The following is a 14,577-nucleotide window of genomic DNA, read 5'->3' as shown; positions in this document are numbered from 1 at the left end:
GGCCGAAGTCCGAGCTGGAGGAGCCGCTTCCCGGTGTGAGCGTGTAAGCCTCGTCGATGAACAGAACCCCTCCGCGGGCCGGCCGCCACCAGACGGTCCGCCAGCGCGCGTACCGGCTCGGCCGACGCGGCGGCGGCCCGTACCGGCTCGATCCGCGACTGCCCCTCGGGCCCGATGGCCCGGATCACCGTGCGCTCGACGTCGTCCCGGCCCAGGGGATCCACCACCGTGGCCCAGCCGGTGTGGGCCAGCAGCAGGCTCTGCCGCAGATGCATGGAGATCAGCGCCAGGTCGGCGACCCGCTCCGGACCGCCGGACAGGAAGGCCGTCTCGTACAGACTCAGGTCGTACGGCACCTGGCCGGTCCGGCGGGAGCGGGCAGCCGACGGATCGGCGGCCCTGGCTGCGGCGAGGCAGAGCCGCAGACAGGAGAGGGCCGCCGCGGCCCATGCGATCAGCAGACATATCAACCAGACCATGACCGAGTTCTATGCGAGTCGAGGAGAAACCGGTCCGGCTCGTTCACCATACGGACACATGGGAGGGGTGAAGTGGACGTCCCTGGGCATCGATTGCCGCCCGCAGTAGCGTGGCGGCCATGATCGTATGGCTCAACGGAACCCACGGCGCGGGCAAGACGACGACCAGCGCACTGGTACAGCGGTTGATCCCGGAGTCACGGGTGCTCGACGCCGAGAAGGTCGGCGAGACACTGATGGACATCAAGCCGACGCTGCCCTGGACGGGCAACTTCCAGGACTGGCCTCCGTGGCGCCCCCTGGTGGTCGAGACCGCCCGGCACGTACTCGACTACGCCGGTGGCACCCTGGTGATGCCGATGACCGTCCTGGTCGAGGAGTACTGGCGCGAGATCAGCGCGGGCCTCGCCCACCACGCCATACCCGTACGCCACTTCGTCCTCCACGCCGACCAGGAGACCCTGCGCGGGCGGATCGAGGGAGACATCGACCTGGGCCCCACCACGTTCCGGCTGAAGTACCTGGAGCCGTACGCCGAGGCGGCGCGCACCTGGCTGCACCGGGAGGCCGAGGTCGTCGACACCACCCGCCTCACGCCCGCCGAGGTGGCCCGGCACATCGCGGAGGCGGTGGGGAGATGAGGGGCCCGGTGGCTCCAGGCCGGCACGCCGAGAGCACGCACCTGACGCCGCTCCTTGACGGGCAAACCTTGACTGACGCGGCACCAGCCCCGGCCCCCGGGCCGCCGCCGAAGGTGATCAGCGAGGGGGAAACGCCGCCAGGGCGCGGTCCCACTCGTCGGCCGCGCGCAGCACCCCGGCCGCGTCCGTGCGTACCTGGACGTAGTACTGGTAGAAGTCCGGCTCGTCCTCGCCCTGTCGCACAGGGGGTCTCGCCTCCAGGGAGAGGTGGACTCGAAGCACCAGTCCTCCCTCACCGCGGTCGGCGAGGCTGAACGCCAGGACCGGTTCGACGAACCAGGTGTCGGGGGACAGGTAGCCCGCCTCGTCCGGTCCGCACGGGGCGATACTCCCGGCCGCCACCCCGCGCAGCCAATCGGTGACCTGATGGGCTTCATGGATCAGCAGAGCAGGATCGGCGAAGGACCAACTCCCTCCGGGAGTGGTCACCTTGCATCCGATGATCAGCCAGTTGTCGTCGTAACGGTTGCCCCGGGCCTCGGCGAACTGACGGCGCAGGGGGCGGAGTTCCACTCTGCTCGCGCCGGCGCCCAGGATCATCGCTCCAGGATGCCACGGTCCGCCGCACCCCGGGCGGCCGGGCCGGGACGAACGTGACGGGTGCCGCTCATGGGTGTGGGTCCGGTAGCCGGCACCGGCGCTCCCGGCCCGCGCACCCGCCCCGTCCCGCGCTCAGCTGCTCCCGCCACCGCAGCTCGAACCGCTCCCCCCGCAGCTGGAGCCGCTGCTCCCGCCGCAGCTGGAGCCGCTGCTCCCGCAGCTCGAATTCCCGCCTCCGCAACTTGAGCCGCTCCCTCCGCAACTGGACGAGCCGCCACCCCCGCAGCTCGACCCGCTTCCCGCGCCACAGCTCGAACCGGAGCCCGAGCCGCAGCCGCCGCCCGGCCCCGCCCCCGCGCACCACACCACGGGCACCATCGCCACCCCCGCCCCGCACGAGTCGGCAGCCCGGTCGTGGCGCACCGAGGAGGGCCCGCCCCGGAAGGGGGACGCCCCGTACCGCGCGGCGGCCGTCAACTGGTCGCGCAGCGCCGTGTCCACCAGTGACCGCAGCCCGAAGGCGGCCACCAACTGCGCGGGCGTACCACCCCATCCGGTACGGGCCGTACGGTAGGCCCGCGTCGCCGCCTGCCCCGCCTTGGTGATCCGTGCCCGGGCGTTCACCAGCCCCACCAGAGCGCACACCCCGCCGAAGAGGATCGCCGGCAGCATCTTGACGACGAACGGGAACGGCATGGCGGCAGCGCCGTCGAGAGCCCCGTACTGGACGAAGGTGGCGACCATCGAGACAGGGAAGAGCACGAGACAGGCCAGGCCCTGGATCCCGGCCCAGCGGCGGCGCGTCCGCATCTCCTCCGGACGTGCCAACAGGCCCCTGGCCGCCAGCCCGTCGCCGATCTCCTGCACGGCGGGGTGGCGCATGACCGCCGGGCGCAGGATGTGCAGCGCCCCGTTCGGGGCGAGCGCCAGCTCGTGGAAGACGGCACGCTCCACCGGATCACGGGGCTGTGCCCGCACGACGGAGATGATGCCCGGGCCGCCGATCACGATGCGGCCGTCGGTGTGCAGGGCGGTCAGGGCGGTGTCCACGACCCGTGCCGGGCCGCCGTTGAGGAACGCGGCCTCGTGGTCGTGCTGCACCTGGGCGCCGGGACCGGTGGACCGCACGCCGCTCCCGGGGCCCGTCGACAGGAGGAGGAGGCCGGAGGTCACGCTCGCGAGCGTCAGCAGCAGGGCGAGCAGGTTGAAGATCATCGGTTCCCCCCGGAAGACGACCTGAGCGCGGTGGTGGACGTGGCGAACGCGGCGCGCGCCGCTCGGACGAGCCGGGTCGTGCGCCGCGGCGGTCGCGCCCCCGCCCGGTCCTGCCACCAGTGGGTCAGCCGCCGCCGGGCCACCTCGTCGGCCGGCTCGCCCGCGACCAGCAGATGTTCGGCGAAGGCGAGGGCGTCACGGCGATAGCCTGAGGCGGGCGGACGGCCCTCGGCGTAACGGAGGAACGCGGCGCGGTAGCCCGTCCCCAGGATCTCCGGCAGCTCCGGCGCCACCTTCGCGACGACGCCGGCCCTCTTGGCGGCCAGCGCCCGGCTTTGCACCCCCAACCGCTCCGCGTCGAATCCCCCGGGGACCGGAGCCCCCGCGACGAGCGAGGCGAGCAGCCCGCTCTGCGCCCCGGCCAGCCGCTCACGGGCCCCGTCCGCCCCCACGGGTACGTGCCGCTGTGCGGTCCCTCCGCGGACGCTCGTACGACCGGACCGGCGCGCGGCTTCCAACGTCCGCCGGATCGTGGCGAGTTCGTCGGCCAGCTCGTCGGCGGGCGGGAAGTCGTCGTCCCGTTCCAGCAGCACGCCGGGCGGGTCCACCCGGGAGCGCAACTCCGTCAGGACGTCCAGCACCGGGGCCGTCACCGGGTGGGCGTGCGTGTCGTGCCAGACGCCGTCCTTCTCGACACCGCCCGCCACATGGACGTAGGCAATGGCCTCCACCGGCAGTTCGTCCAGCGCCGTGGCGGGGTCCTCGCCCCGGTTGACGTGGTTGGTGTGGAGGTTGGCCACGTCGATCAGGAGCCGTACCCCCGTACGCTCGACCAGCTCGGCCAGGAACTGCCCCTCCGTCAGCTCCTCGTCCGGCCAGTTGACCAGTGCCGCGATGTTCTCCAGCGCGAGCGGCACCGGCAGCGCGTCCTGGGCGATCCGCACGTTCTCGCAGAGCACGGCCAGGGCGTCCCAGGTCCTGGGCACGGGCAGCAGATGGCCCGCCTCCAGCGCGGGAGCACCGCCCGCCGGCCCCCCGGTCCGTACGAACGCGATGTGCTCCGTCACCAGCGGCGCGCCGAGCAGCTCCACGCGCGCCGCCAGGTCCGCCAGCCGCCGGGCCTCGGGGCGCTCCGCGCCGCCGAGACCCAGCGCCACTCCGTGCGGCACCACCGTGACGCCCCGCTCCCGGAGCCGTACCAACGACTCGGGCAGATGATCCGCGCAGAGGTTCTCCGCGACGGCCTCCACCCACTCGACGCCCTCCAGCGCCTCCACCGCGTCCGCGATCTCCGGACGCCAGCCGATCCCGATACCGAGCCTCATGAGCGTTCCCCCTCTCCGGGCGATTCCTTCGCTGCCCGTGGTGAGGTGATGACCCCGGCGCACTGCGGCGAATCCGAACGGGGAGACGTTCAGAGGAGGATTTGAGGTTGCGGGGACGCGGACGGCCCGCTGCTTTCGTAGCGGCGCCCGCGTGGGAGTGGGCATCGAGTGACAGGTAGCGGGTAGCGGGTAGCGGGTTGCCGGCGCGGAGGGTCCTTCGCGCATGGCCGCGGTCGATCGGCCGGACGATCCCGAGAGCCACCGTCCTGGGTCGGACGGTGCTCCCGTACTACTCGGGGAGGGTGTCGAGGGCCGCACGGGCGCGGTCGTGGGCCTGGTCGCCGTCGGGGGCCGCCAAGGCGCGGCGGTACCAGTGGCGAGCCTCGTTCCGCCTCTGTTCGGCGATGGCCATGTTGCCGAGCAGTGCCAACACCAGCGCGGTCAGCACGGGTTCCGCCGGGTGAGGGGCGGCAGCGGCTGGGGCGGGGGCGGCAGCGTCCGGGGTGGCCACCGGGTGGGGGGCCGTCGCCTTCTCGGGCCCGGTCACCGGGGCGGGCCCCGTCACCGGGGCGGGGCGGGTGTCCGAGGGGGCCGCCAGGATTTCGGCCAGGCGGTCCCAGCGGCCGGTGTCCCGCAACAATGAGGCGTACGCGCTCCGCGCCTCGTCCCTCGCTTCCGGATCGCTGGTGTCAAGTACCTGTTCGAATCTGAAGGACGCCTCGGTGGGCCGTCCGGTGGCGAGCGGTTCCCATCCTGGCGGTTGTCCAACAGGCTTGTTCCTCAGGCGAGTTGCGCGGCCGGCTGGACTCCGCGACGACGCACCTCAACGAGGCCCTGGTCACGTTCCACGAGAGCCGTCAGTGCCTGGGGGAGGGCATGACGCTGTTCCGCCCGGCTGAGGTCGACCTGGCCGCGGGCCGACCCCGGAAGCGGAGTCGGTGCGCGCTCTGCTCGGTGAGGACCACGCGGTCAACCCTGTGGACGGCGCACGCCGTGCGCGCCCGGACAGCCCCCGAAGCCAGGACGGCAGCGGGGGCCTCGAACGGAAGTCGTCAGGTCAGCCCTGGCCCGCGCCCGGATCAGCCCGCCGTACGCGCCCGGAGCGCCGGGTGGTCCGCGATCACCGTGGCCGAGTTCGGGGCGATCTCGGTGAACCCGGCGTCGTGCACCACGGGCAGACCGCTCACGGCGAGGCGGCGCCAGGCCTCCGCGTCCGGGACGGCCACGGAGAGCGGGAAGCCCGCCTCCCGCCACTCCTTGCGCTCCGCTTCCGTCAGCTCCCACCAGGCGAGCTGCGCGCCGTGGCCGACCTGGGCCATCGTCTTGCCCGCCGACATGTCGAGCTCCGGGTTGAGCCAGAGGACGGGACCGGTGGTGTCCGGGGCGGCCGGGGGCTCGGGGTCGTCCAGGTCGGTGCCCGAGACCTGGAGCTTCGCCAGCTCCTTGGGCCAGCCGTCGAGGGGGATCGGCGGGTAGACGCGGACCTCGGCGGCGTCCCCGGTGATCGTGATCCCGGGCAGCGTGCACGCCTTGCGCCACTCCGCGCCCCGGGCCCGCCGCACCACCTTGCGTATCCGGGCGTCCTGCCAGTCGCGCATCGCCTGTGCCCACTCGCCCTCACCGAGCGCGCGGTCGTCGGCCAGGATGGTGAGCACCGCGCGGGCCGCCGTGCGGAGCGCGTCGTCGCGGGCGGGCGGGTCGGTCTTCTCGATGTGCACCACCAGCGGCAGCACGAACTGCGGTGCCTCGTCACGCGGGGTGGGCTCGGTCCGGAACGGGCTGTCCGCCGGAAGCGGTCCGGAGCTCTCGGCCGGCGTGACCGGGGAGGTGGCGCTCGGGGCGGGTGCCGTCGCGGCTGCGGGGATGTCGTTGCTGCTCACGGAGCCAGTCTGCCAGGCACCTCGGACATGCCGGGCGCCCCGGCGGTCCGGGCAGGCCGGCGGCCCCGGGCCGTCCGACGGGCCGGTGGGCCGGTGGGCCGCTTCGGCCTGTGGCAAGTTCCGGCCGAGGACGCGGCGCCCGAGCGGGCAGAAGCCGGAGAAGACGTCGGCCGGCTGAGCCTCGCGGCCATCCGGGGTGTGTGGCCGGTGGGCCGCGAGGCCGTCGTACGCTCGGCGCATGGACGACGAGACGTACTGCGCGACCCCCGCCCCTTCGGCCCTCGGGCCGGACGTGCCGGCCGACACGGGCGGGCCGTACGCCGAGTGCGTGCTCTGCCGGAAGCCGACGGAGTACCCCGAGTCGACGAAGGGCACCACCCTCTGTCCGGTCTGCGCCTGGCAGGAAGCCGGCCGGAACGCCTGCTCCGGCTGACCGGGCGTCGGCGGCCGGGCCGGGGCACCGGACCCGGCCGCTTTCCGTTCGCACTCCGACCCGTCAGCGGCCCGGGGCCGCCCGCATCAACTCCGACACCTTGACGAACCGGTAGCCGCGCGCGCGGAGTTCGGGGACGATCCGGCGTACCGCCTCCTCGGTGGCCGGGGCGGCGCTACGGGTGCAGTGCAGCACCACCAGCGAGCCCGGGGTCACGCCGTCCAGCACCTGCTCGGCCACCGCGTCCGGGTCGGTCGCGAACGCGTCGCCGCCGACCACGTCCCACTGGACGGCCGTCACCTTCTCGGGGGCCAGCGCGCGCAGCGCCTCGTCGTCGTAACACCCGCCGGGGAAGCGGAAGTACGGGACGACGTTGCGTGCTCCCGCCTCGCGGAACGCGGCGAACGCGCGCTCCACCTCGCTCTTCGTCTCCTCCTTCGCCACTGTTGGCAGGCCGTAGCACGGAGAGGAGAAGGCGTGGTGGCTGTAGGAGTGGTTGGCGATCTCGAAGGTGGGGTCGGTGCCGATCGCCCGGGCCTGGTCCGGGTACTCCTCGGCCCAGCGGCCGGTCATGAAGATCGTCGACTCCACCTTGAGCCGGTGCAGCAGGTCGATCAGCGGCGGGTTGTCGAAGGGTTCGCCGGCCGCCGCACGGTCCCCCTCGTCGGCCGTCATGTCGGCGTCGAAGGTGAGCGCCACGACCTTCTCGTCCGTCGGGGACGCGCTTTTCGGCCGTCGTTCGAACACCGGGGTGAGGCCCTCGGGGCCCGGGGCGAGGGTGGGCGGCCGGGGGATCTGCTGTCCGGCGGCCGGGCCGGGGGCCGTGGAAGCGGACGCGGACGCGGCGGGAGAGGGGGAGGAGGCGCCCTGCGGCGGTCGCGTGGTGGCGGGGTGCCCGCCCGGATCGCCGCATCCGGCGAGCACCCCGCTCAAGACAGCCAGACCGGCCAGGCAGACAGAACCGGTCAGAGGCGAGACTTTCCGTGATGAGGTATTCACTCACGGAAAATATCGGACAATATGATTTATATGGGTCAGGTGGTCCGTGCGGCGCTCGGAGCGCCCCGATCGGCCGACGCGATCCCCTCCGGGACCGGCTCGGCTCCCGGTGCGGGCTTTTCCGCCGCCGTCGCGGCCGGTACGCCCTCCGTGCCGGGCGGGCGTCCCCAGGGCGTGTGGTGGAACAGCAGGTTCAGCAGGAACGCCGTGAAGGCGGCTGCCGTGATGCCGCTGCCGAACACGATCTGCACCCAGGACGGGAAGTTCGCGTAGATGCCCTCGGACATCTCCGGCAGCAGGCCGATCCCCAGTGCCACGGCCGCGATCGTCAGGTTGTGCCCCTTGTCCAGGTTCACCCTGCGCAGGGTGTTCACGCCGACCATGGTCACCGTGGCGAACAGCACCAGCGCGGCGGCCCCCACCACCGGGCCGGGCAGCGCGGCGACCAGCTCGCCGAGCCTCGGGACCAGGCCGAGCGCGACCAGGACACCGCCCGCGACCGCTGTGACGTACCGGCTGGAGACCCGGGTGAGGCGGATGAGGCCGACATTCTGGGAGAAGACGGTGTCCATGAAGGAGTTCATCGCGCCGCCGAGCACGCCCGACAGTCCGTCCGCCGCGAGTCCGCGCGCCAGGTCCTTGTCCGTGAGGGGCCGTCCGGTCGCCTCGCCCACCGCCAGCATCGTGGCCGTGGACTCGGTGAAGATCACCAGCATCACCACGCACATCGAGACCACGGCCGACACCGGGAACTCCGGGGCGCCGAAGTGGAAGGGGGCCGCCAGTCCCACCCAGTCCGCGTCCGGGACGCCGGAGAAGTCGGTGAGGTCCAGGGGTATGGCGACCAGGGTGCCGACGATCAGGGCGATCAGAATGCCTGTCTGCCCGGCGAAGCCCCTGACGAAGCGGGCGAAGAGCACGATGAAGACGATCACTCCGGCGGCCAGCCCGAGCCGGGTCGCCGACGCGTGGTCGGCCGCCTCCGGGTCGTTGCCGGTGATGAGCCCGGCGGCTACGCCGATCAGTGAGAGGCCGATGACGGTGATGACCACGCCGCTGACGAGGGGCGGGAAGTAGCGGACCAGCCGTGCGAACGGCACGGCCATCAGCAGTCCGAAGAACCCGGCGGCGAGCATCGACCCGTACACCGCCTGCATGCCGTACTCGCCGTGAATCAGGATCATCGGGGTGACCCCCGCGAAGGTGGCGCCGGTGACGACCGGCAGGCGTACGCCGAGGATCTTGCCCACGCCGAGGCTCTGGATCAGGGTGATCAGCCCGGCGACCAGCAGGTCCGCGTTGATCAGCAGGCCGATGGTCGAGGTGTCGAGTCCGGCGGCCCCGCCGAAGACCAGCGGCACGGTGACGCAGCCGGTGTACATGACGAGCACGTGCTGGAGCCCGAAAGTGGCGAGCCTGCCCGGGGAAGGGCGCCGGTCGACCGGATGGACGTCCCGGTCCCTCGGCGGAACCGGTGCGGGATCTGATACGTCCATGTCATGTCCTCCTGTGCAGGTCGCTGCGTTGGAGTGCATTGAGCCAGTCGTTCTTTGAGAACGTGCGGCCGTGCGATGACGCGAGTGTTACGGAGGCGGGGGCGATCTCCGGTGCGATCAGGCCGTTTTGCCGCGCGGCCGGTGCCCTGACGGCGCCTTGGTGCTGCTGGGGCCGCGCCTCGCCGGTGCCCTGACCGTGCCCAGCCGGTGGCCCGAGGCTGCCCAGCCGGTGATCCGGCCGTGCCCTGTGGTGGGAGGTCCGGCCGCGCTCCGGCGGTGCCCGGATGGCGTCCTGACGGCCCGTCGGAGTCGCGGGAGCCGCGGCGCACGGGCCACCGCGCCCCGGGAAGCCGGGGTCGGCGGTGGCCCGAAGCCGGACGGTCAGGCGAGGGTGGCCGTCAGGGTGATCGTCGTGCCGGACAGCGCCTGGCTGACCGGGCAGTTGGCCTTGGCGTCCTCGGCGGCCTTGACGAAGCCCGCCTCGTCCAGGCCGGGCACCTCGCCCTGCACGGTGAGGTGGATGCCCGTGATGCCGGTGCCGGGCTGGAACGTCACCTCGGCCTGGGTGTTCAGACGGGTGGGCGGGGTGCCGGCGCCGGCCAGGCCGTTCGAGAGGGCCATCGAGAAGCAGCTGGAGTGCGCGGCGGCGATGAGCTCCTCCGGGCTGGTCTTGCCGTTGGCCTTCTCGGCGCGCGAGGGCCAGGAGACGGGGAACTCGCCGACACCGGACGAGTCGAGGGTGACGACACCCGCGCCCTCCAGCAGGTTGCCTTCCCAGACCGTGTGCGCCTGACGCGTGGTAGCCATGGTGAATCCCTTCGAAAAACGGTGTGCGCGGTCGCGCGGAAACGCGGCACCTCGTGTGCCGCGGAACCGGTGAACGACGCGTCCATCCGGAGGAGTCGCGCCGTCACCCCCATGAACCTAACGCGCCGTCGGGCCCTGTCCGACAACGTGTGTCGGATCGGCGGGCGGTGTCCGCCGTGCGACGGTCACTCCCGGACCAGGCCCTTCGCGTCCCGCGCCAGTGCCGTCAGCCGGGAGATGGCCCGGAAGTACTTCTTGCGGTACCCCCCGTTCAGCATCTCTTCACTGAACAGCCGGTCGAAGGGTATGCCCGAGGCGAGGACCGGGATCTCGCGGTCGTAGAGCCGGTCGGCGAGCACCACCAGACGCAGCGCCGTGGACTGGTCCGGCACCGGCACCACACCGGTGAGGCAGACCGCGTCGACCCCGTCCGTCATCGCCCCGTACCGGCTGGGGTGCACCTCGGCCAGGTGGCCCAGGAGTGCGGAGAAGTCGTCCAGGGCCGCGCCGGTGGTGGCGTACGCGGCTTGCGTGACCTGCGCGTCGTCGAACGGCGGCGGGGCCTCGGGCAGGCCCCGGTGCCGGTAGTCCTGGCCGTCGATCCGCAGCGGACGGAAGTGCGCGGAGAGGCCCTGGATCTCGCGGAGGAAGTCGGCGGCGGCGAACCGGCCCTCGCCGAGCTTGCCCGGCAGCGTGTTGGAGGTCGCCGCCAGCGCGACGCCCGCCTCCACCAGCCTGCTGAGCAGTGAGGAGACCAGCACGGTGTCGCCCGGGTCGTCGAGCTCGAACTCGTCGATGCAGAGCAGCCGGTGCCCGCTCAGGGTCTTCACGGTCTGCTGGAAACCCAGCGCGCCGACGAGGTTCGTCAACTCCACGAACGTGCCGAACGCCTTCAGCGCCGGCTCGGCGGGCGTGGCGTGCCAGAGCGAGGCGAGCAGATGGGTCTTGCCGACGCCGTACCCGCCGTCGAGGTAGACCCCGCGCGGACCGGCCGGGGCCGCGGGCTTCTTCGCGAACCACCGCCGCTTGCCCTCGCCCGACGCGTACGCCCCTCCGAGACCGGCCGCGAAGGAGCTGAGGACCGTGACGGCCTCGCTCTGGCTCGGCTGGGTCGGGTCGGGGACGTACGTGGCGAAACGCACCGAATCGAAGCGCGGTGGCGGCACCATCTCGGCGACCAGACGATCGGCGGGGACGTGCGGCCGACGGGCGCACAGGGACAGCGGAGTCGCGCCGGTGAGGGAATTCGCACCCGGAGCGGTGGTGGAGGACGACACAACTCTCCACCTTAAGGGCCGTGCCACACTGCCTGACATGCGAAGCCTGTTCCCTGTGACGGACCTGACAGCCACGTCCGCCCCCGCCCCGACCGGCGCCGACGACCACGAGTGGGGCCTCGACGAGCTGGCCGAGGCGTACGCCTACCCCGCGGGCCCCGGACCCTGGCTGCGCGCCAACATGGTCACCACCCTGGACGGCGCCGCCCAGCACGACGGCCGCTCGCAGTCCATCTCGTCCCCCTCGGACATGCGGATCTTCGGCACCCTGCGGGGCCTCGCCGACGTCGTGATCGCCGGCGCGGAGACCGTACGTACGGAGGGGTACCGGCCCGCCCGCGCCCGGGAGGCGTTCGCCGGGCGGCGGGCGGCGGCCGGGCAGGGGCCCGCTCCCGCCGTCGCCGTGGTCAGCGGAAGCCTCGACCTGGACTTCTCGGCCCCGCTCTACACCGCACCGCTGGTCCCGACCCTGGTACTCACCGGGGCGGACGCACCGGCCGACCGGGTTTCCGTCGCCCGGAAGGCGGGCGCCCGGGTGGTGGTCGCCGGTGAGGGCACCCGGGTGGACCCCGCGCGAGCCGTCCGGGAGCTGGCCGCCCTCGGCCTGACCCGGCAGCTGACGGAGGGCGGGCCGCGGCTGCTCGGCCAGTTCGTCGCCGCCGGTGTGCTCGACGAGCTCTGCCTGACCGTCTCGCCGATGCTGACGGCGGGGGAGGCGCAGCGGATCACGGGAGGCCCGTCCGTACCCGTACCGGAACGCTTCGCCCTGGCGGGGCTGCTGGAGGAAGACGGATTCCTCTTCACCCGGTACCGCCGACCCTGAGGCCCGGCCGCCGAGCAGCGCCGCGACTCCGCCCGGCGCTGGGCCGCGACTCCGCCCGGCTCTTAACGGAATTTGCCGTTCCGCTTGGCTTCCGCTGGGCACACTTACCTCTGCAATCTCCGTGCGATCACGGGGAAGGATGGTTTCAGCAGCGGCCCCCCACCAGGCCGGCCGGATGAAGAAGCGGAAGGGCGCCCGTCGTGTTCACAAGCGTTTTGATGATCGAGAAGCCGCTCACCCCCGAGGACGTCGAATTCGTCACGACCCTCCACGGCGACGAGCGGATCTCGTTCATCGTGCTCATGCAGCCCCGCGGCGACCAGGCCGACGTCCTGCTCCGCGCGATCGACGACGTGGCGCTCGGGGAACTGCGGGAGGCCGCCAGCGAGGGCGACGAACCCGAGGGCAAGGACGCCCGCGAACCCGCCCGGCTGGCCCTCCAGCACTCGCTGCTCGCCCTGCGGGCCGCGGGCTCCGAAGCGGTGGGACAGGTCGTGGAGGACCACCCGCTGGACAGCCTCAAGACCGTGGTGGACGACGCGGAAGCCGACGAGGTCATCGTGCTGACCGCCCCGCACTACGTCGAGGAGTTCTTCCACCGCGACTGGGCCTCCCGCGCCCGCCACAAGGTCGGCGTCCCGGTGCTCAAGCTCTTCGCGCACAGCGAATAGGCTGGGCACCGGTGCCGGGCGGACCCGGCACCGCGACCGACTTCAGGGAGAGACACGCATGGCACCCGGTATTCCTGCCGCCATGGAACGGCCGCACTTCATCGGCATCGGCGGCGCCGGAATGTCGGGCATCGCGAAGATCCTCGCCCAGCGCGGGGCGAAGGTGGCGGGCAGCGACGCCAAGGAGTCCGGGACCGCCGACGCGCTGCGCGCGCTGGGGGCGACCGTCCACATCGGTCACGCCCCGGCCCACCTGGCCGACGACGCGACCTGCGTGGTCGTCTCCAGCGCCATCCGCGCCGACAACCCCGAGCTGGTGCGCGCCGCCGAGCTCTCCGTCCCGGTGGTGCACCGCTCCGACGCGCTCGCCTCGCTGATGACCGGTACCCGGGCCATCGCCGTGGCCGGTACGCACGGCAAGACGACCACCACGTCGATGCTCGCCGTCGCCCTCTCCTCGCTGAACCTCGACCCCTCGTACGCCATCGGCGGCGACCTGGAGGGACCGGGCACCAACGCCGCCCACGGCGGCGGCGAGATCTTCGTGGCCGAGGCCGACGAGAGCGACCGCAGCTTCCAGAAGTACGACCCCGAGGTCGCTATCGTCCTCAACGTCGAACTGGACCACCACGCGAACTACGCCTCGATGGACGAGATCTACGAGTCCTTCGAGAAGTTCGCCGGGAAGATCACCCCCGGCGGCACCCTCGTCGTCGCCGCCGACCAGCCCGGGGCCGTCGAACTCACCCGGCGGCTGCGCGAAAGCGCCAGGGCCGACCTGAACATCGTCACCTACGGCGAGTCCGAGAGCGCCGACGTCCGCGTCCACAAGGTCACCCCGCGCGGCCTGACCAGCGAGGTCACGGTCCTGCTCAACGGCAGGTTCCTCACCTTCACCGTCTCCGTGCCCGGCCGCCACTACGCCCACAACGCCGTCGCGGCCCTCGCCGCCGGGGTCGCCCTCGGTATCCCCGCGCACAACCTCGCCTCCGCCCTCGGCACGTACACCGGGGTCAAGCGCCGCCTCCAGCTCAAGGGCGAGGCCGCGGGCGTCCAGGTCATCGACTCGTACGCCCACCACCCCACCGAGATGACCGCCGACCTGGAGGCCATGCGCGGCGCCGCCGCCGACGCCCGCATCCTGGTCGTCTTCCAGCCGCACCTCTTCTCCCGCACCCAGGAGCTCGGCACCGAGATGGGCCAGGCGCTCGCCCTCGCCGACGCCTCCGTGGTCCTGGACATCTACCCGGCCCGCGAGGACCCGGTCCCCGGCGTCACCAGCGCGCTGATCATCGACGCAGCCCTGGCGGCCGGAGCCGACGTCACCGCCGTGCACGACAAGGCGGACGTCCCCGGGGTCGTCGCGGGAATGGCGAAGCCGGGTGATCTCGTTCTCACCATGGGAGCGGGCGACGTCACCGACCTCGGCCCGCACATCCTGGACCAGCTGTCGAAGTGAGGGAGCGAGCCACCGTGCCGTACGACATCGAGAAGCCAGACGAGCAGTGGCGGGAAGAGCTCTCCCCGGCCGAGTACGCCGTGCTGCGCAAGGCCGGTACCGAGCCCGCCTTCGTGGGGGAGTACACCGACACCAAGACCGAGGGCGTCTACTCCTGCCGCGCCTGCGGAGCCGAGCTGTTCCGCTCCGACACGAAGTTCGAGTCGCACTGCGGCTGGCCGTCCTTCTACGACCCGAAGGACACCGACGCGGTCGAACTCATCGCGGACAACAGCCACGGCATGGTCCGCACCGAGGTGCGCTGCGCCCGCTGCGGCTCCCACCTCGGCCACGTCTTCGAGGGTGAGGGGTACGAGACCCCGACCGACCAGCGCTACTGCATCAACTCCATCTCGCTGAAGCTGACGCCCGACGCCTGACGGTCCCGCCCGTCACCGGGTACGCGAACAGGGCCGGAACCCGTGAGGTTCCG

The 14,577-nt window shown here is 72.5% G+C and carries 16 protein-coding genes; 6 read left to right on the top strand and 10 right to left on the bottom strand.

Annotated elements, in window-relative coordinates; translation table 11 throughout:
• Window positions 1–479, bottom strand: a 479-nt coding sequence (locus ACWD3D_RS21975) for a TIGR04222 domain-containing membrane protein (RefSeq protein WP_451462529.1), incomplete at its 3' end; no start/stop codon positions are given.
• A gap of 119 nt (window positions 480–598) precedes the next feature.
• On the opposite strand from ACWD3D_RS21975, the gene ACWD3D_RS21970 reads away from it, so the two are divergent.
• Window positions 599–1,120 carry an AAA family ATPase gene (locus tag ACWD3D_RS21970; RefSeq protein ID WP_451462528.1) on the top strand — a complete coding sequence of 174 codons (522 nt, stop codon included), beginning with the start codon at window positions 599–601 and terminating at the stop codon, window positions 1,118–1,120.
• A gap of 117 nt (window positions 1,121–1,237) precedes the next feature.
• Here ACWD3D_RS21970 and ACWD3D_RS21965 read toward each other — a convergent pair whose 3' ends face one another.
• The 5 genes from ACWD3D_RS21965 to ACWD3D_RS21945 all read right to left on the bottom strand — a co-directional run bounded on the left by ACWD3D_RS21965 (window position 1,238) and on the right by ACWD3D_RS21945 (window position 6,140).
• Entirely contained in the window at window positions 1,238–1,720 is a 483-nt protein-coding gene (locus ACWD3D_RS21965) for a WapI family immunity protein (protein ID WP_451462527.1), read from the bottom strand.
• 132 nt (window positions 1,721–1,852) lie between these two features.
• Window positions 1,853–2,935, bottom strand: coding sequence for a TIGR04222 domain-containing membrane protein (locus tag ACWD3D_RS21960; RefSeq protein WP_451462526.1), 1,083 nt, complete (start codon window positions 2,933–2,935; stop codon window positions 1,853–1,855).
• Window positions 2,932–4,260 (bottom strand): multinuclear nonheme iron-dependent oxidase, encoded by a 1,329-nt coding sequence (locus tag ACWD3D_RS21955; protein WP_451462525.1) that lies wholly within the window; start codon window positions 4,258–4,260, stop codon window positions 2,932–2,934. The genes ACWD3D_RS21960 and ACWD3D_RS21955 overlap by 4 nt, the downstream gene beginning before the upstream one ends.
• Window positions 4,261–4,549: 289 nt before the next feature.
• Complete coding sequence (locus ACWD3D_RS21950; protein WP_451462524.1) at window positions 4,550–4,897, bottom strand: hypothetical protein; 348 nt, start codon at window positions 4,895–4,897, stop codon at window positions 4,550–4,552.
• Window positions 4,898–5,339: 442 nt separating this feature from the next.
• Complete coding sequence (locus ACWD3D_RS21945; protein ID WP_451462523.1) at window positions 5,340–6,140, bottom strand: aminoacyl-tRNA hydrolase; 801 nt, start codon at window positions 6,138–6,140, stop codon at window positions 5,340–5,342.
• A 238-nt stretch (window positions 6,141–6,378) separates the two neighbouring features.
• Between ACWD3D_RS21945 and ACWD3D_RS21940 the strand changes: the two genes are divergently transcribed.
• The gene (locus tag ACWD3D_RS21940) at window positions 6,379–6,573 is read left to right on the top strand and encodes a hypothetical protein (protein WP_451462522.1); all 195 of its coding nucleotides are present in this window, start codon (window positions 6,379–6,381) and stop codon (window positions 6,571–6,573) included.
• Between the two features lie 63 nt (window positions 6,574–6,636).
• Here the strand turns inward: ACWD3D_RS21940 and ACWD3D_RS21935 are convergent, their stop codons facing one another.
• From ACWD3D_RS21935 to zapE, 4 genes are all read right to left on the bottom strand, one after another.
• Complete coding sequence (locus ACWD3D_RS21935; RefSeq protein ID WP_451462530.1) at window positions 6,637–7,542, bottom strand: polysaccharide deacetylase family protein; 906 nt, start codon at window positions 7,540–7,542, stop codon at window positions 6,637–6,639.
• 65 nt (window positions 7,543–7,607) lie between these two features.
• Window positions 7,608–9,068 carry a nucleobase:cation symporter-2 family protein gene (locus ACWD3D_RS21930; protein ID WP_451462521.1) on the bottom strand — a complete coding sequence of 487 codons (1,461 nt, stop codon included), beginning with the start codon at window positions 9,066–9,068 and terminating at the stop codon, window positions 7,608–7,610.
• Window positions 9,069–9,449: 381 nt separating this feature from the next.
• Complete coding sequence (locus ACWD3D_RS21925; RefSeq protein ID WP_451462520.1) at window positions 9,450–9,875, bottom strand: OsmC family protein; 426 nt, start codon at window positions 9,873–9,875, stop codon at window positions 9,450–9,452.
• 185 nt (window positions 9,876–10,060) lie between these two features.
• On the bottom strand, window positions 10,061–11,152 hold the full coding sequence (zapE, locus tag ACWD3D_RS21920; protein WP_451462519.1) for a cell division protein ZapE: 1,092 nt from the start codon (window positions 11,150–11,152) through the stop codon (window positions 10,061–10,063).
• A gap of 37 nt (window positions 11,153–11,189) precedes the next feature.
• Here zapE and ACWD3D_RS21915 point away from each other — a divergent pair, with 37 nt between their 5' ends.
• The 4 genes from ACWD3D_RS21915 to msrB all read left to right on the top strand — a co-directional run bounded on the left by ACWD3D_RS21915 (window position 11,190) and on the right by msrB (window position 14,524).
• Complete coding sequence (locus ACWD3D_RS21915; RefSeq protein WP_451462518.1) at window positions 11,190–11,975, top strand: pyrimidine reductase family protein; 786 nt, start codon at window positions 11,190–11,192, stop codon at window positions 11,973–11,975.
• Window positions 11,976–12,193: 218 nt separating this feature from the next.
• Window positions 12,194–12,646, top strand: coding sequence for an indole-3-glycerol phosphate synthase (locus ACWD3D_RS21910; RefSeq protein WP_451462517.1), 453 nt, complete (start codon window positions 12,194–12,196; stop codon window positions 12,644–12,646).
• Between the two features lie 58 nt (window positions 12,647–12,704).
• Complete coding sequence (gene murC, locus ACWD3D_RS21905; RefSeq protein WP_451462516.1) at window positions 12,705–14,105, top strand: UDP-N-acetylmuramate--L-alanine ligase; 1,401 nt, start codon at window positions 12,705–12,707, stop codon at window positions 14,103–14,105.
• 14 nt (window positions 14,106–14,119) lie between these two features.
• Window positions 14,120–14,524, top strand: coding sequence for a peptide-methionine (R)-S-oxide reductase MsrB (msrB, locus tag ACWD3D_RS21900; RefSeq protein ID WP_451462515.1), 405 nt, complete (start codon window positions 14,120–14,122; stop codon window positions 14,522–14,524).
• Window positions 14,525–14,577: the final 53 nt, after the last annotated feature.

It is taken from the genome of Streptomyces sp. NPDC002690 (genome assembly GCF_053592415.1).
Note: the sequence above shows the minus strand (reverse complement) of the source record. Positions and strands in the feature narration are given on the sequence as shown.